Origin of the sequence: Lysinibacillus sp. Y5S-8 (assembly GCF_036894365.1) — a bacterium.
GTDB lineage: Bacteria > Bacillota > Bacilli > Bacillales_A > Planococcaceae > Lysinibacillus > Lysinibacillus fusiformis_D.
This window is the reverse complement of record NZ_CP145889.1, coordinates 929473-954079: the sequence shown is the minus strand read 5'-3', so window position 1 is coordinate 954079 and position 24607 is coordinate 929473. Positions and strand designations below refer to the sequence as shown.

26 protein-coding genes and 1 pseudogene are annotated in these 24607 nt (G+C 38.2%); 8 read left to right on the top strand and 19 right to left on the bottom strand.

The window, feature by feature from the left end; all coding sequences use genetic code 11:
* Window positions 1–241 precede the first annotated feature (241 nt).
* A complete protein-coding gene (locus V6670_RS04430; protein ID WP_036125337.1) occupies window positions 242–1165 on the top strand; it encodes a heme A synthase in 924 nt (307 codons plus the stop codon).
* A gap of 54 nt (window positions 1166–1219) precedes the next feature.
* Here V6670_RS04430 and V6670_RS04425 read toward each other — a convergent pair whose 3' ends face one another.
* The 5 genes from V6670_RS04425 to V6670_RS04405 all read right to left on the bottom strand — a co-directional run bounded on the left by V6670_RS04425 (window position 1220) and on the right by V6670_RS04405 (window position 7123).
* Window positions 1220–1408: a hypothetical protein gene (locus tag V6670_RS04425; RefSeq protein WP_338652814.1), complete on the bottom strand. Its 189-nt coding sequence runs from the start codon at window positions 1406–1408 to the stop codon at window positions 1220–1222.
* Complete coding sequence (locus V6670_RS04420) at window positions 1401–2021, bottom strand: TetR family transcriptional regulator (protein WP_141903385.1); 621 nt, start codon at window positions 2019–2021, stop codon at window positions 1401–1403. The genes V6670_RS04425 and V6670_RS04420 overlap by 8 nt, the downstream gene beginning before the upstream one ends.
* Window positions 2022–2152: 131 nt before the next feature.
* A complete protein-coding gene (gene pyc, locus V6670_RS04415) occupies window positions 2153–5587 on the bottom strand; it encodes a pyruvate carboxylase (RefSeq protein WP_338652813.1) in 3435 nt (1144 codons plus the stop codon).
* Between the two features lie 12 nt (window positions 5588–5599).
* Window positions 5600–6781 carry an FtsW/RodA/SpoVE family cell cycle protein gene (locus V6670_RS04410; RefSeq protein ID WP_338652812.1) on the bottom strand — a complete coding sequence of 394 codons (1182 nt, stop codon included), beginning with the start codon at window positions 6779–6781 and terminating at the stop codon, window positions 5600–5602.
* Window positions 6782–6841: 60 nt separating this feature from the next.
* Window positions 6842–7123, bottom strand: coding sequence for a YlaN family protein (locus tag V6670_RS04405; protein WP_036125355.1), 282 nt, complete (start codon window positions 7121–7123; stop codon window positions 6842–6844).
* 182 nt (window positions 7124–7305) lie between these two features.
* Here V6670_RS04405 and V6670_RS04400 point away from each other — a divergent pair, with 182 nt between their 5' ends.
* The 3 genes and pseudogenes from V6670_RS04400 to V6670_RS04390 all read left to right on the top strand — a co-directional run.
* Complete coding sequence (locus tag V6670_RS04400) at window positions 7306–7806, top strand: hypothetical protein (protein ID WP_036125357.1); 501 nt, start codon at window positions 7306–7308, stop codon at window positions 7804–7806.
* A gap of 11 nt (window positions 7807–7817) precedes the next feature.
* Entirely contained in the window at window positions 7818–8021 is a 204-nt protein-coding gene (locus V6670_RS04395; protein ID WP_036125360.1) for a YlaI family protein, read from the top strand.
* Between the two features lie 446 nt (window positions 8022–8467).
* Window positions 8468–8690 (top strand): annotated as a pseudogene (locus V6670_RS04390) (IS5/IS1182 family transposase); the annotation flags it as partial.
* 90 nt (window positions 8691–8780) lie between these two features.
* Here V6670_RS04390 and V6670_RS04385 read toward each other — a convergent pair.
* From V6670_RS04385 to typA, 5 genes are all read right to left on the bottom strand, one after another.
* Entirely contained in the window at window positions 8781–9575 is a 795-nt protein-coding gene (locus V6670_RS04385) for an ABC transporter permease (RefSeq protein ID WP_141903383.1), read from the bottom strand.
* Complete coding sequence (locus tag V6670_RS04380) at window positions 9568–10335, bottom strand: ABC transporter ATP-binding protein (protein ID WP_338654479.1); 768 nt, start codon at window positions 10333–10335, stop codon at window positions 9568–9570. The genes V6670_RS04385 and V6670_RS04380 overlap by 8 nt, the downstream gene beginning before the upstream one ends.
* Before the next feature lies 1 nt (window position 10336).
* Window positions 10337–11329, bottom strand: a complete 993-nt coding sequence (locus tag V6670_RS04375) for an ABC transporter substrate-binding protein (RefSeq protein WP_338652811.1) — start codon at window positions 11327–11329, stop codon at window positions 10337–10339.
* Window positions 11330–11567: 238 nt separating this feature from the next.
* Window positions 11568–11966: a YlaH-like family protein gene (locus V6670_RS04370; protein ID WP_036125369.1), complete on the bottom strand. Its 399-nt coding sequence runs from the start codon at window positions 11964–11966 to the stop codon at window positions 11568–11570.
* Between the two features lie 30 nt (window positions 11967–11996).
* Window positions 11997–13841, bottom strand: coding sequence for a translational GTPase TypA (gene typA, locus V6670_RS04365; protein ID WP_036125372.1), 1845 nt, complete (start codon window positions 13839–13841; stop codon window positions 11997–11999).
* Window positions 13842–13979: 138 nt separating this feature from the next.
* Here typA and V6670_RS04360 point away from each other — a divergent pair, with 138 nt between their 5' ends.
* Entirely contained in the window at window positions 13980–14165 is a 186-nt protein-coding gene (locus tag V6670_RS04360; RefSeq protein ID WP_036125374.1) for a DUF5325 family protein, read from the top strand.
* Between the two features lie 103 nt (window positions 14166–14268).
* On the opposite strand, the gene V6670_RS04355 is transcribed toward V6670_RS04360, so the two are convergent.
* Both V6670_RS04355 and V6670_RS04350 read right to left on the bottom strand, forming a co-directional pair.
* Window positions 14269–15063: an inositol monophosphatase family protein gene (locus V6670_RS04355; RefSeq protein WP_036125376.1), complete on the bottom strand. Its 795-nt coding sequence runs from the start codon at window positions 15061–15063 to the stop codon at window positions 14269–14271.
* Window positions 15064–15271: 208 nt separating this feature from the next.
* The gene (locus V6670_RS04350; protein WP_036125378.1) at window positions 15272–15469 is read right to left on the bottom strand and encodes a hypothetical protein; all 198 of its coding nucleotides are present in this window, start codon (window positions 15467–15469) and stop codon (window positions 15272–15274) included.
* Window positions 15470–15597: 128 nt separating this feature from the next.
* On the opposite strand from V6670_RS04350, the gene V6670_RS04345 reads away from it, so the two are divergent.
* Window positions 15598–16224 (top strand): DUF1054 domain-containing protein, encoded by a 627-nt coding sequence (locus tag V6670_RS04345; RefSeq protein ID WP_338652808.1) that lies wholly within the window; start codon window positions 15598–15600, stop codon window positions 16222–16224.
* Window positions 16225–16337: 113 nt separating this feature from the next.
* Here the strand turns inward: V6670_RS04345 and V6670_RS04340 are convergent, their stop codons facing one another.
* Window positions 16338–16625 carry a UPF0223 family protein gene (locus V6670_RS04340; RefSeq protein ID WP_036125382.1) on the bottom strand — a complete coding sequence of 96 codons (288 nt, stop codon included), beginning with the start codon at window positions 16623–16625 and terminating at the stop codon, window positions 16338–16340.
* Window positions 16626–16645: 20 nt separating this feature from the next.
* Window positions 16646–17605, bottom strand: a complete 960-nt coding sequence (locus V6670_RS04335; protein WP_338652807.1) for a nitronate monooxygenase family protein — start codon at window positions 17603–17605, stop codon at window positions 16646–16648.
* 143 nt (window positions 17606–17748) lie between these two features.
* Here V6670_RS04335 and V6670_RS04330 point away from each other — a divergent pair, with 143 nt between their 5' ends.
* Together V6670_RS04330 and V6670_RS04325 are read left to right on the top strand one after the other, a co-directional pair.
* Window positions 17749–19218, top strand: a complete 1470-nt coding sequence (locus V6670_RS04330) for an aminotransferase class I/II-fold pyridoxal phosphate-dependent enzyme (protein WP_058843449.1) — start codon at window positions 17749–17751, stop codon at window positions 19216–19218.
* A gap of 285 nt (window positions 19219–19503) precedes the next feature.
* The gene (locus V6670_RS04325) at window positions 19504–20100 is read left to right on the top strand and encodes a class I SAM-dependent methyltransferase (RefSeq protein ID WP_141903378.1); all 597 of its coding nucleotides are present in this window, start codon (window positions 19504–19506) and stop codon (window positions 20098–20100) included.
* 59 nt (window positions 20101–20159) lie between these two features.
* Here V6670_RS04325 and V6670_RS04320 read toward each other — a convergent pair whose 3' ends face one another.
* The 5 genes from V6670_RS04320 to V6670_RS04300 all read right to left on the bottom strand — a co-directional run bounded on the left by V6670_RS04320 (window position 20160) and on the right by V6670_RS04300 (window position 24598).
* Window positions 20160–20837, bottom strand: a complete 678-nt coding sequence (locus V6670_RS04320; protein WP_141903377.1) for an LrgB family protein — start codon at window positions 20835–20837, stop codon at window positions 20160–20162.
* Entirely contained in the window at window positions 20830–21276 is a 447-nt protein-coding gene (locus V6670_RS04315; RefSeq protein WP_338652803.1) for a CidA/LrgA family protein, read from the bottom strand. The genes V6670_RS04320 and V6670_RS04315 overlap by 8 nt, the downstream gene beginning before the upstream one ends.
* Window positions 21277–21470: 194 nt before the next feature.
* Entirely contained in the window at window positions 21471–22253 is a 783-nt protein-coding gene (locus tag V6670_RS04310) for an SDR family oxidoreductase (protein ID WP_058843445.1), read from the bottom strand.
* A 534-nt stretch (window positions 22254–22787) separates the two neighbouring features.
* Window positions 22788–23600 carry an ABC transporter ATP-binding protein gene (locus V6670_RS04305; protein ID WP_101966402.1) on the bottom strand — a complete coding sequence of 271 codons (813 nt, stop codon included), beginning with the start codon at window positions 23598–23600 and terminating at the stop codon, window positions 22788–22790.
* On the bottom strand, window positions 23597–24598 hold the full coding sequence (locus V6670_RS04300; RefSeq protein WP_036125460.1) for an iron ABC transporter permease: 1002 nt from the start codon (window positions 24596–24598) through the stop codon (window positions 23597–23599). The genes V6670_RS04305 and V6670_RS04300 overlap by 4 nt, the downstream gene beginning before the upstream one ends.
* Between the last annotated feature and the right edge of the window lie 9 nt (window positions 24599–24607).

The window sequence follows — 24607 nt, the reverse complement described above, 5'->3', positions numbered from 1 at the left end:
AAGTTGTAAAAATTAGTTTTGTCTAGAAATATAAATAAAAACAACATATCTATAGTAAAACATTTTCTAAAATGAATTGTGAAGGTTAAAGCACGAAATTATGAACAATTTGTGAAATGGATTCGACATCTATTACTCCCTTCTCTTTACAAGTTGTTTTTTATACGTATTTTCGATATTATCTAGTAGCAGAAACATTACGCTCTTGTAATGTTGATAGATAAAGTAGGTGACTCATTTTATGCAACACAACAGGTATTTAAAGTGGTTTGCTGTTGCCGCTACAGTAGGGATGCTCCTTATATTACTAGGTGGGGCTCTCGTTACCAAAACAGATAGTGGCTTAGGCTGTGGTCGAAACTGGCCTGATTGTAATGGATCTCTTATTCCAAAGGAGATTACACCAGAAGTCCTGATTGAATTCTCACATCGTCTTGTAACTGGAGTCGTATCTATTTCAATTCTTGTGTTAACCATTTGGACATGGCGTAAACTCGGACATATTCGTGAAGTAAAGCTATTAGGTTTCTTAGCGATGTTTTTCTTAATCGCACAAGCTCTTATTGGAGCAGCTCAAGTATTATGGGGACAAGGTGATTTCATCCTTGCACTTCATTTTGGGATTTCTCTTATTTCCTTTGCTGCGGTTCTTCTTCTTTCTATGATTGTATTTGAGGTCGATCGAAAATTTGATGCCGATAACGTATTTATTGGTAAAAAGTTACGTTGGCATACAATTGCTGTCACAATTTATTCTTATTTAGTTGTTTATACAGGGGCGTTAGTTCGTCATACAGATTCGAGCTTAATTTGTCCTGACTGGCCATTTTGCTATAATGAAACACCTTTCGCACTACCGAATAACATGTACGAGTGGGTGCAAATGGGACATCGACTAGCTGTTCTTATTATTTTCATTTGGATTGCATACATAACTTGGCACGCTGTGAAAGAATATAAAAATCAACGTGTTATTTACTATGGATGGGTTATTGCCTTTACTATAGTAGTTTTACAAGTGATTGCTGGTATGTTAGTAGTCCTCACTAGACTGAATTTAACAGTCGCTTTACTGCATTCATTATTCATCTCCCTTTTATTCGGTCTATTATGCTACATGATCATGTTAGTTGCTCGTAGTAATTATAATGAAAAAAAGAAATAGGCTATCAAAAAAGATTCGCCACCTATTATGTGACGAATCTTTTTTCTATGATTCTTATTTTTGTTTCTTCAAGGTCTCCGTTCCTATAATTCCTACAATTAAAATAATCATAGATACTAGCGCATAGTCTTTAAAAAATGTTGTAAAAGGAATTTCGAAATATCGACAAATAACCGTTACAAGACGACCTCCTAATAGAATTAAACCAATGACAAACATCCAATTAAATAGTGCTTTAAGCATTTTTATGTCCCTCTACTTTCATTGCTGCCCACATAATCTTAATTACTTCTTGACTATATTCCTCTGCCTCAACCGAAATCGGTCCACCTATTAGCATATATTCACCAATAGCACCTTGAATCACTTTTGCCATCACCTGGACAGAGTCAACAGTAAATGTCCCCTGTTCTTTACCATCCTCTAATATTTTACATAAAGCCTTCAATAAAGGATCTTCACCATCATCCGAAATTTTATAATAAGGAACATCCTCAGCTGTACGAGCATTGAATATAATTTCTAATAATGCCGCATTCTCCTTCGGATGTGTCGCTTGATAAGCAATACTTGCCTCTATGAAATTTGCCAATTGTGTAGCTGGATCATCGGCAGCATATGTTTTTGTCAAAATAAATGTTGCGGATTGTTCAAGTAGCGCTTGTAGGCTTTGATTGATCAAATCTTGACGATCTGCAAAATGGTAGGAAATTAATGCTGTGCTGATAGTAGCCCGTTTAGCAATTTGTGCTAAACTTGCCTTGACATAACCAATATCATCTAGCGTCGTTATAGTTGCTGCAATAATTTGTTGCTTTCTAGCTTCCTGAATAAACGTGTTTTTATGGCTATCCATAGAGCCTCCTTCTGATTAATTAATTATTTTTTTGATTACTTAATCAAATTTTAAAGGATTTAATGTCTAAATACAATGAAAAAGGTTATGTAGATGCTCAAATAGCATCTCATAACCTTTTTCATGATTATTTATTCAATTTCAATCAATAAATCCCCTGTTGAAATGGCATCCCCTGCACTTGCATAAACCTCTTTCACAACGCCGTCTTTCGGTGCTTGAACGGTTGTTTCCATTTTCATTGCTTCTGTGATTAATAGGTGGTCACCCCGTTTAACTGGACTACCTTTGGAAACAACGACTTTTAACACAGTACCTGGCATTGTAGCACCAATTTGATTTGGATTGCTTGGATCTGCTTTTAAAGCTAGATTACCATCTACCTCTACGGTCATATCTTGAATAACCAATTCACGAGATTGTCCGTTTAACTCGAAGTACAGAACACGTGTCCCATTGTGCTGAGGCTCACCAATGGAAACAAGTTTAATAATTAATGTTTTTCCTTTTTCGATTTCGACTTCAATAATTTCCCCTAGCTTTAAGCCATATAGGAATGTAGGTGTGTCTAGAACCGAAATATTGCCGAAGGATTCTTCCGTTTTCGCGTACTCTTCAAAGACTTTTGGATAGAGTGCATAGGCTAATACATCCTTCTTCGTAACAGGACGATTTAACTTATCCTCCAGTACAGTCTCTAATTGTTCAAACTGAATAGGCTCTAATAACTCTCCTGGACGAATTGTAATTGCTTGGCGGTCTTTGAGCACAACCTGCTGTAGTGCCTCTGGGAACCCACCATGTGGCTGTCCAAGATAGCCTTGGAAGAATTCAATCACAGAATCTGGGAAATCAATCGTTTGCCCTCGAGTTAGCACTGTGTTTTCATCTAAATCATTTTGCACCATGAAAAGTGCCATGTCACCTACCACTTTGGAAGATGGTGTTACTTTGACAATATCACCAAATAGTAGATTTACACGGGAATACATATGTTTTACTTCTTCCCAACGATCGCCAAGACCCACTGCTTTTGCTTGCTGTTGTAAGTTACTATATTGTCCACCAGGCATCTCATGCACATAAATTTCAGAATGTGGGCTGATCATACCACTTTCAAAATCTTTATAGTATTTACGCACATCTTCCCAGTAGTACGATAATTTCTCTAAAGCGTCTATATCCGCACGTACCTCGCGTTTACCGCCCTTCATCGCATAGTACAAAGAGTTTGCACTTGGCTGAGATGTTAAGCCAGCCATAGAGCCAAGAGCTGTATCAATGATATCTACTCCTGCTTCAATGGCTTTCGCATATAAATAAATCCCGTTACCACTTGTGTCATGTGTATGCAAGTGGACTGGCAGACTTGTCGTCTCTTTTAACTCGGAAATTAAACGATAAGCTGCTTCTGGCTTCAATAAACCCGCCATATCTTTAATCGCTAAAATATGGGCACCTGCTGCTTCAAGCTCTTTCGCCATATCTTTATAATATTGCACCGAATATTTGGCACGACTATCGTCCAAAATATCTCCTGTATAGCAAACCGCCGCTTCCGCAATTTTTCCAGATTGACGCGCTGCATCAATAGCTACTTCCATGCCTTTAATCCAGTTCAAGCTATCGAAAATGCGGAAGACATCAATGCCTGATGCTGCCGATTCGGCGATAAATTCACGGATTAAATTGTCAGGATAGTTCGTATAACCAACAGCATTGGCTCCACGCAATAACATTTGGAATAACACATTTGGTACTTGCTCACGTAGTTTGGCTAAACGCTCCCATGGGTCTTCTTTCAAGAAACGATAGGCTACATCAAATGTTGCCCCACCCCACATTTCAAGCGAGAATAGTTGATGCATCATATGAGCTGTTGCATCCGCAATTTGATACATATCCTGTGATCGAACACGTGTAGCGAGCAGGGATTGATGAGCATCACGGAATGTTGTATCTGTTAGCAGTACATCATCCTGTGCTAAAATCCATTGTACTAAGCCATCTGCCCCTTGTGTGTCTAAAATTTGCTTCGTACCTGCTGGTGGCACAATAAGTGGATCGATTTTAGGTATGTTCGGTCGCACAAAAATGGGCTTAGATTTTTTCTCTACTCCAGGGAAGCCGTTTAATGTAACATTCCCAATATAGCTTAACAGCTTAGTTCCTCGGTCCTTTCGAACAGGGAATTCAAATAACTCTGGTGTTGTATCAATAAAGCTTGTATCAAAAGCACCTGATAAAAATTTTTCATGTGTGACGACATTATTTAAAAATGGGATATTCGTTTTAACACCACGAATACGGAATTCTTTTAAATTACGATCCATTTTCGCAGCAGCTTCTTTAAAGTTCATGCCCGATGTTGAGATTTTCACTAGTAAAGAATCATAGTATGGTGTAACGACAGCACCTTGGAATCCATTCCCTGCATCTAAACGCACACCGAAACCGCCACTTGAACGATAAACCATTAATTTTCCTGTATCCGGCATAAAGTCATTAGCAGGGTCTTCCGTTGTCACACGAGCCTGAATAGCATAGCCAATCATTGGCATATCCTCTTGCTTCGGCATATGAATTTCTTCACTGTGTAGACCATAGCCTGCTGCCACCTTGATTTGGGCATGGACAATATCGACACCTGTAATCATTTCTGTAATCGTATGTTCTACTTGAATGCGAGGGTTCACCTCGATGAAATAAAAATCTTCTCCTGCAACTAAGAATTCCACTGTCCCTGCATTTATGTACGAGACATTCTTCATTAATTTCACCGCAGCATCACAAATACGATCTCTTAACTCTTGTGAAATCGAATGGGATGGCGCGATCTCAACTACTTTTTGATGACGACGCTGAATCGAGCAATCACGTTCATATAAATGCACAATATTGCCCTGCTGATCGCCAATAATTTGTACTTCAATATGTTTTGGTTTGATGATGGCCTTTTCAACATACACCTCATCAGATCCAAAAGCAGCCTTTGCCTCTGATTTTGCCCTTTCATAAGAAGAAGCAAGCTCCTCTGGTGTATGCACAAGACGCATCCCACGCCCACCACCGCCAAGTGCTGCTTTAATCATAACTGGAAAGCCATACTCGCTAGCAAATGCCTCTACCTCTGCAAGATCGGCTACAGGACCATCTGTACCAGGAATAACAGGAATCTCAGCCGCAATAGCTTGCGAACGCGCTTTGACCTTATCCCCAAACATATCTAAATGCTGAGAAGTTGGTCCAATAAAGACAATCCCCTCTTCTTCACAGCGACGTGCAAATTCCACGTTTTCTGATAAAAAACCATACCCTGGATGAATCGCATCAACATCTGCATCTTTTGCGATGGCAATAATACCCTCAATATCTAAATAGGCATCAATTGGTTTCTTGCCAGCTCCCACTAAATAAGCTTCATCTGCTTTAAAGCGATGAAAGGCACCACTATCTTCCCTTGAATAGACGGCAACGGTTTGGATATTCAGCTCCGTACAGGCACGGAAAATACGAATTGCAATTTCTCCTCGATTGGCTACGAGAATTTTGTTGATTGATTCCATAGATATCCCCCTTTATGATTGTGTTTTTTTCCTCTCTACCTTTTCAAACATAGAAACATTGATTAATATTCCCATCGCTAAAGATAGAATGATTATAGATGTACCGCCATAGCTTATAAAAGGTAACGTTACACCGGTTAACGGGATTAACCCGGTTATCCCCCCAAGATTAATAAACGATTGCCAGCCTATCCAACTCGCAATACCAGCTGCAATCATGCGTGCCAACGGATCTTTTGTTCGTAATGCAATGGAAAAACCTTTATATACAATAAATCCTAAACCACCTAAGACAATTAAAACTCCCCATATTCCCAATTCCTCCATTATAATCGCCATTATAAAATCTGTTTGTGGTTCAGGTAAGTACCCTAATTTTTGAATCGATTGACCAAGACCACGTCCTTCTAAGCCACCTCCGCCAATGGCATAATAACTATTCACTACTTGGTGACCACTACCACTCTCATATTCAAACGGATTTAAATAAGATAGAATCCGTCCTTTACGGTTATCAGTTAGTAGTTCCCCCTTGAATAGCAAAAGGATACCAAGGATTGCTGCACCGAAGGCTACTAATACACCAAAGAACTTCCAAAATGTTTTAAAGGGAATGCCACTTGAAGCTACTACAGATATAGCTATCCCACACAAAATAATAACTGCTCCTAAGTCTGTTTCGAAAGCCACCCCAGCAACCACTAAAATCCATAGGAAAATGGGATAAAAAATTTCAGTTGGTTGTAGCTTTTCAAACGTATGTTTTTGCGCTTTTCTATAAAAAGCAGCTGCAAAATATAAAATAATAAATAGTTTCGCATATTCCGAAGGTTGAAAATTCCCTAATCCTGGAATAGCAATCCAACTCTGAGAGCCTACTTGATCTGCCCCGTGACCAAACAATTTTAACCATGTGAATAACACCGCTAGTACGATCGTTAGTAATAACATAATGTTTTTATTCGCATAATGCTTGTAGGGGAAAAAGGCTGCCACTATAAAACCAATAAATGCCACCAATAAATTGGTAACTTGTTTTTGATAAAAAAAATCAGGTGCTTGCTCTTTTTGCGCAATCGCTACCATCATACTTGAACTGTAAATCATTATTAACCCAAATAAACTTAATAATAGGACCGTAAAAAATAGGGGGTAATCAAAATTTTGTGCATATCGTTTTAAGTATTGTCTCATTAGAAAACCTCGTTCTAGTAAAAAAACTCAAAGCGCAAAGAAGCGTTTGAGTTTTTCTTTTTATTTGTCTGTATACGCATCGTGCAACACAGACAGTTCCTTCTCGAGTGAATCGAGAATTTCTTTGCCTTTATCACGTTCAATCAGTCCAAGCTTCACAGCAAAATCGATTTCACGTGATAGGCCGAACATTTGTGTATCTAATACTTCCTCATATAAAGGGCATTGTGGCATTGTTAAATGATCCATTTGTACTCGAATAAGGCGAGCAATCTTGTCTGCATCAGCAACTAATAGCTCCAAAGCCTTCTCTTGAAAAGAAGTTTGTGATTTCGTATCCATGAGGACGCCCCCATTATCTGATATTTCTTCGATTCTATCTTAATAAAGTTTATCTTCTAGTCGTTAAAAATGCAAGTGTCTTCATTGGAAAATAGAGAATTCGGTTTATATTTCTTTATTATCTCTAGGCATTAGCGTTATACTATGTCATGGATATACAAGATTTAAGGAGGATTTCTATTATGGAAACAATAATTCCTATCACAGGTGCCGTCTCATACCAACTAACATTAGATCCCACTGTATGGATATTCGACGATCGTAAATTAGATTTAAACACTTACTTTACGACACAAAACATTGAGGAAGATTCTGACATCAAATATATGCGTGAGGTTGGTGCTCACTGGTCACGTGAAATTATGGAGGGAGCCACATTCCCACCTACATTAAAATCAGAGCGTAAATTTGACCGTAAAGGAATGGAAACAGGTACTTTTGGTATCCAATTAAGTCATTTCTTGAAGAATGCTGAAATTAAACCTGAAGCGACAAAAATCGTTTTAGAATGCAAAGATGGACAAGAATTCCCATTCACAATTGAAGAAGCTTCAACACTAATTTTAAAATATAGCCAAGACGGCAAGCCTCTTTTAGAAGATGGACCAATCCATGTATTATTAAAAGATGGTTCAAATATTGACAATCCTATTAAAAACATATCAGCCATTCGCGCTGAATAGGAGGGAATGCAATGCGCGTAAAATGCGTTATTTGCGATACGATTGATAATTTAGATGATAATCTGCCTTTAGCCAAGAAGTTACGTAATCGTCCAATTCATACGTATATGTGTACAATTTGTCATGATCGTATTAAAGAAAATACGTTTGCACGAATAGAAACGGGCAATTTCCGTTTTTATCGTACTTCACCTCAAATGGATAAAGAATTTTAACTAAATGACAGATTAAAAAGAGGTGCCTCAACTATAGAGACACCTCTCAGACTGAAGACAGACTCAAAAAAATTGAGAGTTTGCCTTCAGTCTTTTTTCTTTTACTTTCCACTACAGGCGGACGCTTTTCGCGAGCGGAGTCACTGCCATTCGTTCCAATCAACTTTTACATAAAGTACTCCACCTACATGTATTGATGAAAAGTAAACCTTTGAGGTGATAATCCATGAATAAAATCAATAAACGTAAACAATTAGCGATTGATCCATTCATACCCAATGATTACTTAGTATGAATACTAGAGGCTGCTATCGATTGTCGTTTAACTTAGTAGAAAAACTCTCTTCAGCTTATGGTCGTCCAAGTATGTTCTCTTGCCTTTATTCTATTTATCTTTGGCATTGGCTCCTGCCCAAATTATCAAAGAAACCGCATTCAATATGGCGTATTACCAAAGTAAACCGAATCCTTTGATTTGTGTGAAGTGCCCTCGCCTAATCCTTATGACAATGAACAAAAAGTAATAATCATCAGAAACTCATTCAACGTTATATTGAGGAATCGTAGGCAGCGGAAGTTGAATATTTACAACATCCCTATAATATCAAACAAATCTATGCAAAGCTTAGAGGAACCATTAAGCGTGTCTTTGCGAATGGAAAAGCAAGGGTATCAAAAATGACAAAAGGAATCGAGAAATTCACACTCGATTCCTTTTGTCAACAGTCTGAGAAGTACCTCAACTATAGAGAACCTCTTTTATCCGTTATTTTTAATAATTATTTTTTCAACCAATTCAACAACTTGATACATAATGGTCGCAAAAAACGCAATGATCAGAAGCGACATGAGCACAAGGTTAAAATTAAATACTTGGAAGCCATAAATAATTAAATAACCAAGCCCTTTTGAAGCTACTAAAAATTCACCTACAATCACCCCTACCCATGATAAGCCAACATTAACTTTCAAAGTTGAAATAATCGTAGGAAATGAAGCTGGCAAAATTACTTCCCGAAAGATTTGCCATCTAGTTGCCCCAAATGTTTGTAAGACCTTACTATAATTTGGATCGACACCTTTGAACGCTGTATACACAACAATGGTTGTAATAATGATGGAAATCAATGCACCCATGGCGATAATGGAAAAATAGCCTGGTCCGAGTGCAACGATCAAAATAGGGCCAAGTGCAACTTTTGGCATCGCATTTAAAATTACTAAATAAGGGTCGAGAACCTTTGATAGTAGCGGAGACCACCACAATACTATAGCGATTAATGTTCCTAGTAAAGTACCAGCAATAAAACCAATCACCGTCTCCATTAATGTCACACCAACATGCACTGTTAATGTACCATCACTTACTTTTTCAATAAATGTATGCCAAACATGCGTCGGTGAGCTAAATATTAAACGATCAATCCACTCTAGTCTTGAAAGAAGCTCCCACCCACCAAAGAATAGCAGTAGAATGATAAGCTGATATAACCGTACAAAGCGTTTTTCTTTTTTTAGTAATTGCTGATATTGTTTAAATAATGTGTTATCCAAGACTCTCCAGCTCCTTCCAAATGGTTTGGAAAACATCTGTATAGGCTGGATGCTGTCTTACATCAAAGGGTGATAGCTCACGAAGAGCTTCAGGCATTTCAAACACTCTGTGCAATGCGCCTGGATTGGCTGAAAATAGAAAGACACGCTCACTCATCGCGATAGCCTCGCCAATATCATGTGTTACAAGAATAGCCGTCTTTTTATAAGTTTTTAAGGTCTCCACAACTAAATCCTCAAGCTTTAATTTCGACTGATAATCCAAAGCGGAGAATGGTTCATCTAATAATAATATTTTTGGGTTTACGGCTAATGTACGAGCAAGAGCCACACGCTGTCGCATACCCCCTGATAATTCTCGTGGATAATTATTCCCGACATGCGGTAAGCCAATTTCCTGCAACAGTGCATTGGCTGTCACTTTATGTGTTTTATTGCTTCGTTCCATAATTTTCAAACCGATTGTTACATTTTCCTCAATGGTCTTCCACGGAAATAAATAATCTTGCTGAAGCATATAGCCAATGCTAGATTGATTATGTGCTGATAGCTCTTCACCATCTATATAGACCTTGCCTTCAGTTGCAGGAAATAATCCTGCAATAATTGATAATAATGTCGTTTTCCCACAGCCACTCGGTCCAATAAAGGACACAAATTCTCCTTCACGAATCGCTAGACTAATATCACGTAATACTTCCTTTGCCTGTGTGTTTGAAAAATAACTATGGTGAATGTTCTCCAGCTGTAAAAATTCCATATTACTCAGCAGCCTTTTTGGCAAAGGTTGTATTCACAAGTTTGTCATATTCCACTCGTTGAGGAAGTTCACCTGCTTCCTCCATAATTGTTTGCAAGTTATCCCACTCTCCTTCATCGAGAACTGGGTCAGTAGCATAAGAGCCCTGTGCTTTGTAACGCTCAATCACGGTTTCAATGATCGCTATATCGACATTTTCAAAATACGGCTGAATAATTTTTGCTACTTCTGCTGAGCTCTCATTTTGTACAAAATCCTGTGCTCTTTGCAATGCATTTGTAAAAGCCTGAACCGTTTTCGCCTCATCCTTTAAATAACTACTTTTTGCCATAAAAGACGTGTAAGGAAGATTGCCAGACTCCGTTCCAAACGAAGCTACGATATAGCCTTTCCCCTCTTTCTCAAAGACACTCGCAGTTGGTTCGAATAATTGTACATAGTCACCAGTACCTGAGGCAAAAGCAGTAGCAATATTGGCAAAATCAATATTTTGAATAAGTGTTAAATCATCTACAGGGTTAATGCCATGTTTTTTTAACACAAATTCTCCTGCCATTTGAGGCATACCGCCTTTACGTTGCCCTAAAAATGTTGAGCCCTTTAATTGATCCCACGAAAAGCTATCCATTTTTTCTCTTGCCACTAAAAAAGTACCATCAGTTTGGGTTAACTGAGCAAAATTCTGAATGGGATCATTCGCACCTTGTAATGTTACGTAGATTGATGTTTCTGATCCAACTAAAGCAATATCAATACCATCTGACAGTAACGCCGTCATAGTTTTATCGCCACCTGCAATCGTTTGTAGCTCAACAGAAAGACCCTCCTCCTCGAAGAATCCTTTTTCAAGTGCTACATATTGTGGCGCATAGAAAATTGAACGAGTTACTTCTCCTACTTTGACTTTTTCTAGCTCTGCTTTATTACATGCTGTCAAAGAAAGGAGTAACAAAGCAATGACACCTAATAGCAAACCTTTTGTAAGCCCACGCATTCCCTTTCCTCCTTGATGTGATGAAAATAAGCCTATCGACATTAACTTATTCACATCAGAAGATTTCGGTGCCTACCAATTTATTTTGATTTAGCAATTATTTAGCGTCAGTTACATCAAATAATATTTTTGAGAAGGAACTTTTCGAGCAAGCTCGAGAATTGATACAAAAGAAAACAGCCTTAGCGTAATAATCGCTAAGACTGTATACAAATTCTTATTATAAAATACATACTTGTTACTGATTGGTAGCTTGTTGCTCTTCTCTTTTTTCACGCCATAATCTTGTTTTATATACGATTAAAATTAAGGCTGCTACAATCAGACCCTCAATCATTGGCAAGAATAGGGCAAAAAACGTTAGCATGATACAACCTAAAAATAGGAACGCATAAATAATAATGTTTTGAGATAGTTTTAATTTCTTGGCAAAGCCTAACTTATAGACAATGGCAGAAAGTGCAAATACAAGAAGAAATACAACATAGCCTGCAATTTCATAGCTTGGTAAATTTTCGTATAAAAATCTAGTTATACCCGCCATTCTTCCATAAACTCTTGTTGTTTCATCGGAACTTGTCTGTGCAGCAACTTGAATAACATTTAGTTCACCCAATAAAGCGGACTTAATATCCAAGACTCCTCTTCCTTTCATGTCAGCGGAAAATTATTGTTCTGCGTTACGTAATTTTTTCGCTGCTTTCTCACGTTCATTTTTATCAAGAATTTTTTTACGCAGACGAATAGATTCTGGTGTGATTTCTAAGTACTCGTCATCACCTAGGTATTCAAGCGCTTCTTCTAAAGATAAAATACGTGGTTTTTTAATAACATTCGTTTGGTCTTTATTTGCTGAACGGATGTTTGTTTTTTGTTTCATTTTTGTGATGTTTACAGTGATGTCAGCGTCACGAGTATTTTCTCCAACGATCATACCTTCGTAAATATCTGTACCTGGCTCCAAGAACAGTGTACCACGGTCTTCAATTTGCATCATCCCATAAGTTGTTGATTTACCAGTTTCCATTGAAACTAGTACACCTTGGTGACGTCCACCAATTTTACCTGGTAGTAATGGTTGGTAGCAATCAAACGTATGGTTGATGATACCGAAACCTTTTGTCATCGACATGAATTCAGTAGTATAACCAATTAAACCACGAGCTGGTACTAAGAACGTTAAACGAACTTGACCACTGCCGTTGTTCACCATATCAAGCATTTCACCTTTACGTGCACCAATGGATTCAATAATTGAACCAACATTTTCTTCTGGTACATCGATTTGAACACGTTCGAATGGCTCACATTTTACGCCGTCGATTTCACGCACGATTACTTGTGGTTTAGATACTTGTAATTCGAAACCTTCTCGACGCATATTTTCAATAAGAATTGATAGATGAAGCTCACCACGACCTGAAACTGTCCAAGCATCTGGAGAATCAGTATCTTCAACACGTAAAGATACGTCCGTTTGTAATTGAGCACGTAAACGCTCTTCTACTTTACGAGAAGTAACCCATTTCCCTTCACGACCTGCGAATGGCGAATTGTTTACTAAAAACGTCATTTGTAAAGTCGGCTCATCGATACGTAATGGTGTAAGCGCTTCTTGGTGTTCAACAGGACAAACTGTTTCACCAACGTTGATGTCTTCCATACCTGAAACGGCGATTAAATCACCAGCTTTTGCTGTCTCTACTTCTTCACGTTTTAAACCGAAGAAACCAAAGATTTTCGTTACACGGAAGTTTTTCACTGTACCGTCTAATTTCATCAGTGCAACTTGTTGACCTACAGAAATTGTTCCACGGAATACACGACCAATTCCGATACGTCCAACGAAGTCATTATAGTCAAGTAGAGCTACTTGGAATTGTAATGGATCTTCTGAGTTATCCACTGGTGCTGGAATAGCCTCGATCACTTTTTCGAATAGACATTTCATATTTTCTTCTTGTTTAGATGGATCTGCGTCCAAAGAAGCTGTACCATTTACACCTGAAGCATAGACAACAGGGAAATCTAATTGATCATCATCTGCACCTAACTCGATAAATAATTCAAGCACTTCATCCACTACTTCTAGTGGACGAGCTGAATCTTTGTCTACTTTATTAACAACAACGATTGGTGTTAAGCGTTGTTCTAATGCTTTTTTCAGTACGAAACGTGTTTGAGGCATACAACCTTCATACGCATCGACAACTAGTAAAACGCCGTCTACCATTTTTAAAATACGTTCTACCTCACCACCGAAGTCAGCGTGTCCAGGCGTATCAAGGATGTTGATACGAGTTCCTTCATAGTTTACTGCTGTATTTTTAGCTAAAATCGTAATACCACGTTCGCGTTCAATATCATTAGAGTCCATTGCACGTTCTTCAACACGTTCGTTTGAACGGAATGTACCTGATTGTTTTAGTAATTGGTCGACTAGGGTAGTTTTACCATGGTCAACGTGGGCGATAATTGCGATATTGCGAAGATCTTGACGTAAGTTTGTCATTATTCCACTCCATATTCTTTTTTCGAATGTTTAACTGTGATATTATAGCACAAGAAGGATAGAAATGTCCTTATTAGAATTTCCATCATTCTAAAAAATATATTTGATTTACAAATTTTTTATATAGGAGGCTAGGCTATGAATCGTGCAAAAATCGTAATGGCTATCTATGCATTAGCAGCTGTACTAGCAATGTGCTCTATCGGCTATTCTGTTGCGGCTAGTAGTGTATTTGGTGCAATAGCAGGTATTGTGGCAACTTGTGTCATTTTCATGACAGCCTTTAAAATGAAGCGTAAACTACGTACACAAGGCTTACTTTAATCAAGTATGCCTTGGCAGATGTTAATTTAGCTGGTTGAAAACCCACTGAAAAAATAAGCAATCAACATGAAAAGGAGCTGTCTAGTTACTAGACGGCTCCTTTTTAATCGTACGGCACAATATATTTTTCTAATAATTCTTTATGGATGGAAGGATTGGCGATGATAAAAGTATCTTGATGGAGGAAATCAAAACCTTCCCCATGTAAATTTGTTGCAACTGCCCCAACCTCTTGAGCAATGATGGTTCCGCCTGCAATATCCCATGGTGCTAGTCGCATGGAGACATATGCATCTAGTTTACCACTAACAACAAATGCAATTTCCATTGCCGCTGACCCGTAGGATCGTGTACCACGCACTTTGCGAACCATTTCTATCACCTTTTCATGGTGGATATGTCGATTGGGTGCCACCCAATGTGCATTAATGCCAATGACCGACTCCTCCATTGAGACAGACTGTAATTTACGCAATGGTGAATCATTATACCATGCCCCTTGACCTTCAATGGCATTAAATAAATCCTCTCGCATGACATCAAATATGTACCCTAACTTTCCAACACCATTTACAAAAATACCGATAGAAATCATAAAATGACGATGTTGTTTGACGAAATTCATCGTGCCATCAATCGGATCAATAATCCAGACAACACCATCTAATGATTCGACCTTTTCGCCCATTCCTTCTTCCCCTAAAATTTTATGGGTTGGATCAAAAGCTTTAATTTGCTCGATAAAAAATAATTCTGTCTCTCGGTCAATATTGGTAACGAGATCATTTGCACCTGATTTTGTCTCAATAACTAGATTATACGAAAAAGCCTCTCGAATACGTCTTCCAGCTTCAAAAATGATACTTTTTGCAAATTCATCAATTTGTTGTAAATGCACTCAAAACCCACCCTTCGAATATAAGAAAAGGCTCTCTCGCTCTCTTTATGCTCCTCATACCTTTTCCATCACTTAACCATTTGTTTTGACTATACAAAACAGAGGACTGCAATTTGATATAATTTCTATTTTACCCTTTGTCACAATAAAAATCACCTGCTGTCGGAATATTCAGCAAGTGATTTTTTAAATAGGTATTAAATTTTGATTACGCATAGGCGTGCAAGCTTTCAAGTTCCATCTGTATTTCAGCCAGACGTTTTTTACTTTTTTCAATCTCAATATCATTTTTTTCATTCATCGCCTCAAAGAGTGATGCTAATTCATAATCTAATTCTAATTGTAAAATGTGTTCATATTGCTTTTCAATGTCAACTTTACGTATAATTTTTACGATGGGTTTCATAAAAAACACTTCCTTTTTTAAAATTTTTTTTACAAAAACTTTTTTATTTCGATAAAGTTCTTGTTATAAGATTTTTTCCCAAAATCAGCGTAAAATAAACCTTATAAAACGAAAGGAGTAAAATAAAATTGCCAAAAATAAAGTGGACAAACAAAGACTTTAATGTTTTTACAATAGACGGTTTAGAACAAAGAATGGATGCCTTAACTACCCTTGTACGTCCAAAATTCAATCAGCTAGGAGAAGATTTTTCTGCTTATTTCTCTAGCCAACTAGGTGAAGAATTCTTCCCCCATGTTGCCAAACATGCTCGAAGAACTGTCAACCCACCAAAGGATAGTTGGGTTGCCTTCGCTCCCTATAAAAGAGGTTATAAATCATTGCCTCACTTTCAGATTGGTCTATGGCACACACATTTATTCATCGTCTTAGCTATTATTTATGAAGCACCGCAAAAAAATGTTATGGCTGAGCGTTTACTTGCTCATAAATCTTTATTGGAGCAACTTCCTACTGATTTTATTGTGTCGGGTGACCATATGTCCCCTGAGGCCATTTCTCTCGAAGAGGCAAAAGAAGACAAGCTTGAAGCATTGCTTATACGACTACGAGATGTCAAAAAAGGTGAGTTCTTAGTTGGTCGTCACATTCCAAAAGAGCAAGCGACAAAGCTAACAGCTAGTGAGTTACAAAAATTAACAGAGGAAACATTTAATCGTTTACTCCCTCTTTACAACGTCATTGTTGGAAAATAGTTTTACTTAGATTCATTTGATGATGATTTTTATTGATGTAGTTTATGCAAAATGTCGTTTTTTAACACAAAAAATAAAAAAAATGGATGTGAGTTGTGCTCACATCCATTTTTTTATCGACCGTTTTTAGGGACAATTTTTATAAGCATCCCATCTTCGGCTTCCTTGGTTTGTTTAACGACAGGATAGCTAATATAGCCACTTGCCTCTTCGAATTCTCGAAAAATTGTTTTTTCCTCTGCTTGAGATGGAACAATCTCTTTAAAGCGACGATATTTAGCCAGCATGACTTCACGCTTGATGCCCTTTTCATAAGCTTTCTCAATTCCTTCAAAGAATTGAACGACATCCACAATTTCCTCTGTGGACCAATCAGTTGAAAACGGATAAGAATATTCCATTCGACAAAACCACCTTTATGTTATTGCCCCCATTTTAACCGGATACTTTCAGCTTCTGCAACCATTCGATTGATAAGTTCCGCTACGGTTGGGATATCGTGAATCATTCCCGTCACTTGACCAGCCCAGCCAAAGCCTTCATTTTGATTGCCATTGTAAATAAAACGCTTATTGGCTGAACCACTGATATAGCCTTTTAAAGCCTCATATGTTGGTGTTTTTTCCTCAATTTCTAAAATCTTTGTCGTAAACTCATTACGTAAAGCTCGTGCTGGCGCGCCGATAGAACGCTTAATAATCGTCGTATCAGCTTCCGTACTAGCAAGTAGAGCCTCTTTATAAGCTTCTGATGCATCGACACATTCTTTTGTGGCAATAAAGCGAGTGCCCATTTCAATGCCTTCAGCTCCCAATGCGTGTGCAGCTAGCCAACCACGCCCATCACCAATGCCTCCAGAAGCAATGACTGGAATTTTCACACTATCAACCACTTGAGGAACTAGCACCATTGTGCCAACGTCATCTCGTCCAAGATGACCTCCCCCCTCTTGACCAACAACCATCACAGCATCTGCTCCTAGTTGTTCAGCTTTTTGGGCTTGTCTACGAGCAGCTACAAGTACCAATTTTTTGATAGCTGTTCCTTTTAGCAACTCAAAAATAGGTGCTGGGTTTCCTCCAGTCATCGTGATAACTGGTACTTCTTCCTCAACTGCAACGCGCACCATCTCCTCAAAGCCTATACCATGCAGACCAATCGCAAAATTTACGCCAAACGGTTTATCTGTTAATGTTCGGACTTTCTGGATCTCTGCTCGTAATAAATCAGGATCTCGTAAGCTCATGGCTGTTATTTGCCCTAGACCGCCAGCATTCGATACAGCTGCGGCTAAATCAGCATATGCTAAATAGGCTAACCCTCCTTGAATAATGGGGTATTTAACCTGCAAAAGCTCCGTCACTCGTGTATTCCAATTCATAGTACCTCCCCTTTCGTTCGATACTAATTTCTCTTTATCCTGAAAAAAACCTTTTATTTTTATGAAAAGTCTATTTTTTCGTGTCGTTAGGTGCTATAATTCATTTGTTTTCTTAGATATTATAAAGTGAGGTGGTACCTGCGTTGTCACAACTAGAGACTCCATTGTTCGACGTATTACTTAAACATCGGAACAGACATCCAATTCAATTCCATATTCCAGGCCATAAGAAAGGGCAAGGGATGGACCCTGCTTTCCGAGAATTCGTCGGCGACAACGTTTTATCAATTGATTTAATTAATATTGCTCCACTAGACGATTTACATTCACCAAAGGGTGCTATTAAAGAAGCACAAAGCCTTGCAGCTGAAGCCTTTGGTGCTGATCATACATTCTTTTCCGTTCAAGGTACTAGTGGCGCCATCATGACGATGATTCTGACCGTCGTCGGCCCAGGTGATAAGATTCTAGTGCCACGGAATGTTCATAAATCTATTATGTCGGCGATTGTATTCGCTGGTGCAATTCCAATTTTTATTCACCCAGAAGTCGACAGTGAATATGGAATTTCTCATGGCATATCGCCTGAAGCTGTGGAAAAAGCGTTGAATGCTTATCCAGACACAAAAGCTGTACTTGTTATTAATCCAACTTATTTTGGCTTTACAGCTGATTTAAAGCGCATTGTCGAAATCGCTCATGATCGTCAGATTCCGGTAGTCGTAGACGAAGCACATGGTGTACACATAAAATTCCATGATGACCTACCGTATTCAGCAATGGAGGCAGGTGCAGATATGGCAGCGACAAGTGTACACAAGCTCGGTGGCTCCATGACGCAAACTTCCATTTTAAATGTCCGTGAAGGTCTTGTTTCAGCGAAACGTGTACAAGCTGTCTTTTCCATGCTAACAACGACATCGACTTCATACCCATTACTCGCTTCGCTTGACACAGCTCGTCGCCAGCTAGCCATTCATGGATATGATTTAATCGACGATGCATTGCGTTTAGCAAAAGATGCGCGTAAACGCATCAATCAAATAGCGCATTTAAAGTGTGCAGGTAAGGAAAAATTACATTCATCGGCCACCTATGATATGGACCCATTAAAACTGCTTATTAGTGTAAAAGATTTAGGTATTTCTGGTCATAGAGCTGAAGAATGGTTACGATATAATGCTAATATTGAAGTGGAACTGTCTGACCTTTACAATATTTTATGTTTAGTGACATTAGGAGATACGAAAAAAGAAATTAATCTTTTAGTAAATGCACTAACTCGTATGTCAAAAGCATTCGATTCTGAAGCGGCTATCACAGAAGCTGTAGTTAATGTACCAGAAATCCCAGCTCTTGCCATGTCACCTCGTGATGCCTTTTATGCCGATACAGAAGTCGTTCCTCTTGCAGAAGCAGATAACTGTATTTGTGCAGAATTTATTATGGTCTATCCTCCTGGAATTCCGATTTTTATTCCCGGGGAAATAATTACACAAGAAAATATTCATTATATTCAAATGAATATTGAAGCAGGTTTACCAGTACAAGGACCCGAGGATACAACATTGAAAACAATTCGGGTAATAAAAGAACGAAAACCTATTTTTTAAAAATTAAAAGCTAGTTCTTCATTATGAAGAGCTAGCTTTTTCATTATCTCTAAAACACTCAAGTGAGCATTGCTATGCTTGGATATCATTGCTGCTTTAGAAATTTCTCTTTACCTGTCCCAATCATTATTAATTACATAATAGATGGTACTTGAATATTACTTGAGAATTTATTATTTGCCTTTTCATAACGATTAGTTGCTTTTTCAAGCTTTCAACTAAATAAGCTAAAAATTAGAATAAGCAATCTATATTATTTACAATATAAAAAAGGGAGTGAACTAAATGAATACTTGGGATCAACGTTTTCAAGGAGCAGAATACGTTTATGGCGAACAACCTAATGCCTTTATTAAAGATTATGTATATTATTTGAAAGATTACCCTAATATCGCCGCCTATGCAGAGGGTGAAGGACGTAATGCTGTTTTTTTAGCCACAGCTGGACATACGGTTACTGCCTATGATTATGCACAGAGTGGTCTTCAAAAAACTGAACAATTAGCACTGAAGCATCAAGTGACAGTTCAAACTAAGCTAGCCGATTTACTGCTGGATGAGCTTCCCGTTAATAAATATGATGCGGCCATTATGGTATTTGGACATTTTCCAGCAAAGCAACAACAAACGGTCATACAAAAGATTATCGATTCAGTCAAACCAGGAGGGCGAATCATGATGGAGTTATATTCCATTTATCAGCTCCCTTATGCTTCAGGTGGTCCACAGCAACTCGATTTTTTATATAACCCTTTAGATGTCCTCCAATGGTGTCAAGCTTATAAAATTATCCACTTTTTCACAGGTGAGCAAATTCGACATGAAGGAATGCTACACACTGGGCTAGCCCATACGATTCAATTGATTATTGAAAAAAGCTAAAGAGGTTGTCTCAAATAGTTTTTGAGACAACTCTTTTTTTGCACAAAGCGACAATTGGATTATAAAAATAAATAAACAAATAAAGGACAGAAAAATGCCCCAATAACAGCCGTTAATCCCATCGATAATGAACCAACTGATAATTCCTGTTCCCCATATTCTCTTAATTTTACAAGACCTACACCATGTGAGGCACTGCCTACAGCCACACCTCTACTAACGGCCGAGTTGATTTTGCCATATTTAATAACTAATGGTCCAATAATAGCCCCTACAAACCCTGCAATCATCACAAAAACAGCAGTTAGAGGCGGGATACCCCCTATCGTTTCGCTTACCTGCATCCCAACAGGCGTGGTTAATGATTTAGGTAAGGCCGTCAGCATCCAGCTAGACTTTACACCAATCCATTTTAGTAATACAAAAATTGTCATTAAGCCTGTAATCATACCGATGAAAAGTCCTGATAAAATAGAATACTTATATTTTATAATAATAGCTCGTTGATTATAGAGAGGATAGGCAAGTGCGACAACTGCTGGTCCAAGCATTTTCTGAAGCCATTCTCCACCTCTCATATATGTTGCATATGGAATATCGAATATAAGTAAAATCATCATACTGACCACTGTAGTAGTGACCAAGGGGATCATGATGGGATGTGGAAATCGCTGATAAAGCTTTGTGAACAATACAAACATAATGACGGTACTTAGGACAACAATTGCTTCAATCAACCGTTAACTCTCCCTTCCCTTCATCAACAGTGGTTTCCGTACCTTCTTTTTTCGCCAATTCTTTTTTCTCAATGATTTGTGTCAGTAAACCCGTGACATAAATAGAGATTAATGTACTAGCAATAACGGCTAAAATAATCAACAGGCCAGTGACTGACATGAGTTCTGGATAATCAATAACACCTACTGTTGCTGGTATGAAAAACAATGTTAACATACCTATTAAAAAACTTGCACCGTCTTGAATATATTCCACCTTAATGATTTTAAAAATGAGTGAAAGTGCTAATAATAGTAATCCAATAACACTTCCTGGAAGAGGTATGTGTAAATATGTTACTATTCCCACCCCCATGTAATAAAAAATCGTCAGAATGCCAATTTGAGCAATGATACGAACAACTCGTAACAACAGCGCAGCAAAATTTTCGTTCAACATTTCGCCACTTTTCACCCCCTATATCGTTCATTCTACATCTGCAAGAATTTTCTGTCTATTATAATTTTAGGAAAATAATATAAAAAAAGAAAGCGGATGGCTTTCTTCTTTTAATTAAGAGAAATATAGGGGTTGTCTCATCATAATTTAATGAGACATCATTAAAATTATTTTCCTAAAAAAGATTATCCTATTTATAATGCGTGACCAGAGCCACCATCAATATTCACTGAAGTCCCTGTAACATAACTTGCTGCATCAGAAACTAAAAATGTGATGACGTTAGCGGCTTCTTGCGTATCACCTACACGTCCAAGTGGAATAGTTTTCCCTACCATACGAGAATATTCTTCCCACGATAAATTAGGTTCTTCTTTTTTCCAATTCTTCTCAATTTGATCACTGCGAATAAGCCCAATACATACAGAATTTACGCGAATATTATCCTTCCCTAAATCCTTGCTCATCGCTTTTGTCAAAGCAAGTCCCGCAGCGCGGCTAACTGTAGTAGGAAGCGAGCTTGCCGGGGGTGTCTTAGCCATCACCGCTGTCACATTAACGATTGCACCTGCACCAGCCTTACGCATATATGGTGCAGCATATTTTGAGCAATGTATAGCCCCAAATACCTTTAAATCTAAATCTGCTTGCCACAGCTCACTACTCACTGATTCAAAGGGATTCGCTGAAGCCGTACCTGCATTATTAATGAGAATATCAATGCGTCCAAAATGTTCTACTGTACGCTCAATTAGATACTTACAATCCTTTTCCTTTGTAACATCAGCTGGAACAATTAAAACATCCACATCCGTTTCATTTTTAATACATCCAGCCGCCACCTGTAGCTGTTTTTCTCCACGTGCGCAAAGTACAACATGAGCCCCCTCTTTGACAAGCTGCATGGCCGTATAATAACCAATTCCTTTACTCGATCCTGTAATAATTGCTACTTTCCCAGTTAAATTAAGCTCCACTATGAAATCCTCCCTTACTTTCTACAATGCTATCATTATAGCATTTATCGATTATTCAGAATAATTAAAGGAACTTGCAAATAATAGAAATAATATTTGAAGGCAATACCACTACCTGATCATCAATGTAGCCGACTCACTCACCAAGCTAATACAGTAAAATAGCTAAAAAGCATGTAGTTGGGAAAACAACTACATGCTACATAGTGTGGAAAAACAAAACTATCCATAGAATGTTTGTGAAAAGTGAAAATGGATTTCCGGCTACTTGCTTTCCTGTGGGCTCGCCTGTCTCGCTATCCCATCGGAGTCAAGTAGCCTTCCAATCCATAAAAATGTTATCTTTTTAGCAAAGATTTTCACTACTCATTTTATTGAGGGGTGCTGTCACTCATCACTTCTCCATCTTGAAAATAAGGTCTATCCTCTCTCTAATAAGACAAATAAAGGGTTATTTAGTTCCCAACGGCTAGTATGAAAGAGGAAAAGACACTTTTGCAGAATGGATGATTGGAGTGGAGCCAGCGGCACTCCTTATTTTTCTGCACCTAATGCACGTGGAACCATCGTTTCTACCACATAATTCTCTTCTTCATACAGTATTTTTTTTAGCTCGATACCAAAAAACGACTGCATTCTTTCCTCCGTCATTATTTCACGTACAGCGCCATATACAACACCCTTATCCTTTGCCGTCATCAGGACCCGATCAGCTAAATAAAAGGCATGATTAGGATAATGCGTGTTAATAATACAAGAAATGCCACGCTCTCTCGCTAATTGCTTGATTGTTTGTAAAATAGTAATTTGTTTTTGAATATCCAAATGTGACTCTGGTTCATCTAAAATAAGTATTTCTGGATCGGCAACCAGTGTGCGAGCTATTAAAGCCAGCTGTAGCTCGCCGCCACTTACCTCATTGCATGATTTTTTTGCTAAATGGACGATACCAATTGTATCTAATGCCAAATGCGCCGCTTCTAAATCTTTTTTTGATGGTTGGGCCAATGTACTAATAAAAGGGGCTCTTCCCATCACAACAAGCTCTTCTATTGTAAAACCAAATACCATTTTATGAGCTTGCGGTACATAGCCAATACGTTGCCAAAGCTCCTTACGCTTAACAGTAGACAATGGCTTGCCATCTATATAGGTTTCTCCCTGCTTCCACTCTAGTAACCCTGTAATACATTTAAGCATCGTTGTCTTTCCAGCTCCATTAGGACCAAGGATGGCCATAATTTGTCCTGGTTCCAGTGTAAAATTAATATTGTTTTCATAAAGATTTTGGGATTTCTTACGATGCTTTTCATAATAAAAATTGCCATTTTTCACTTCAATTATCACGCCCATCCACCTCCAGATTTACGCAGTAAATAAGCAAAGAATGGTGCACCAATAATCGCTGTTAAAATCGATAAAGGTATTTCTGTTGCTGTTATAGAACGTGCTAAATTATCAATTACTAACAAATAGACGCTTCCAATAGCAATCGACATTGGTAATACATGCTGATTATTGTTTCCAACAAGCATACGAGCAACATGTGGAATAATCAAACCCACCCAGCCAACAATTCCTGCAACCGCAACAGATACCGCAGTAATCAAAGTGGCACCAAATATGATCATCCATTTTAAAGGCACTACAGAAATTCCCATTGATTTTGCCTCATCCTCTGGGAGGGTTAAAATATTTAATCGCCATCTTAGGAAATAAAGTATTAACATACCGATAATAATCAGTGGTCCACCTATATATAAATCTTTATAAGTAACCGTTCCTAAGCTACCCATCAACCAATAGGTAATCGCAGGTAGCTTTTCCTCTGGATCAGCTACAAATTTAGTTAACGAAATAAGCGCGTTAAACAGTGCTGATGTAATAACACCTGCTAAGACAAACATAAAAATAGGGGCATTTTTGCGTGCGCCAGCAATTAAAAACGTAAAGCCGATGGCACCTAATCCAAAAAGCAATGCCATTATCTGTGTGGCAAAATTTTGCCCAAACAATAATATCCCAAGAGAAGCACCGAAGCCAGCTCCCGCCGAAACACCTAAAATATCTGGTGATACTAGTGGATTACCAAACATTCCTTGGAAGCTAGCACCTGCAATTGCTAAACCTCCACCAATTAACAATGCGAGAAGAATACGTGGCAAGCGAATATTGATAATAACCGTTTCTTCCATCTCTGTCCATGTCGGCTCTATAGGGAAAATCTGTGAAGCAAGAATCTTTAATAGCTGCTCGATACCAACCTCAAAGCGTCCTACACCAAGAGAAATAACGGCAATCACCAAGGGGAGGAGCCATAAAATAATCTTTTTCCAGTTTTGCATTTACCAATC